This window comes from Xenorhabdus hominickii, from assembly GCF_002632725.1.
In the GTDB taxonomy this organism is placed as follows: domain Bacteria; phylum Pseudomonadota; class Gammaproteobacteria; order Enterobacterales; family Enterobacteriaceae; genus Xenorhabdus; species Xenorhabdus hominickii.
In genome coordinates this window covers 1-1048 of the sequence record NZ_NJAI01000052.1, presented here as the reverse complement: position 1 = coordinate 1048, position 1048 = coordinate 1, and the positions used below count along the sequence as shown (strand labels likewise).

Annotated in this window: 1 protein-coding gene; it reads right to left on the bottom strand. The window is 58.9% G+C overall.

Going from position 1 to position 1048, the window contains the following annotated elements; all coding sequences use genetic code 11:
* Nucleotides 1-1048, bottom strand: a 1048-nt coding sequence (locus Xhom_RS24965; RefSeq protein WP_145957525.1) for an AMP-binding protein, incomplete at both ends; no start/stop codon positions are given.

The following is a 1048-nucleotide window of genomic DNA, read 5'->3' as shown; positions in this document are numbered from 1 at the left end:
GGTGGCCTGACTGAGCTGCTCAGGGTTATCCACCGGCTGGCCGGCAGTCACCGCGGGATCCTCCGCGGCAATCAGGGCCGGCTGCACCGTCAACGCCTGGGCGTACTCCTCCAGCGTTGTCAGGTGGTGCTGTTGGGTCACCACACACGGGACGGCGGTATCGGCCAGAATAAACCGGACGCGCTCTGCCGGGTAGGCCGGTGAGATGGGTACATAAGCCCCGCCCGCTTTCAGCACCGCCAGTATACTGATCACCATCTCCAGACTGCGATCCAGATACAGCGCCACGGGCGTATCTGCCGGCATCGGCTGATGGCCCTGCTGTTGGTAACGGGCGCGGATCACGCCCGCCAGTTGGTTTGCCCGTTCGTTTAACTGCCGGTAGGTCAGCGTGGTGCCTTCAAACACCAGCGCGATATTATCCGGCGTAGCGGCGGCACGGGCTTCGAACTGCTGCGGCAATGTCCTGGCCTGCGGATACGGTACGTCGGTCTGGTTCCAGAGATGCAGTAGTGTATGGCGCTCTTCATCACTGAGGAAATTCACCGACGTGTGGGGCTGGTCAGGATCACGGGCAACCACACGCAGAATACGCTCAAGCTGGCGCAATAAATGCGCCGCCTGTTCGCCCGTCAGCCAGTCTTCCCCATAGCTTAATTTCACCGTCAAACTGTCGCCCTGTTCATAAGCCATCAGTAAGACGGGGTAATCCACTTTTTCGACAGCCTGACGGAAGGTCAGTTTGTTTTCAATTCTGCCGTCATCCTCACTCGTTACAGGTGCCGGATAGTTCTCAAAAACCAGCAGGCTGTGGAATAAACGTGCTCCTTCGGACTGCAAACTGGCGAGTGACACGGCACTGTGGCTGTTAAGTGCGGCGATATCGTCCTGTATGGTTTTTAAGATGGTCCTCACGCTGCGGTCTGCCGCCCACGGCACACTGAGCGGTAAGGTGTTGATGTACAGCCCCACACTGGATTCGATCCCGTCAACCGGCACATCACGGCCGGAGACAACCGTGCCCACAATCGTCTGTTCATCCCCGCTG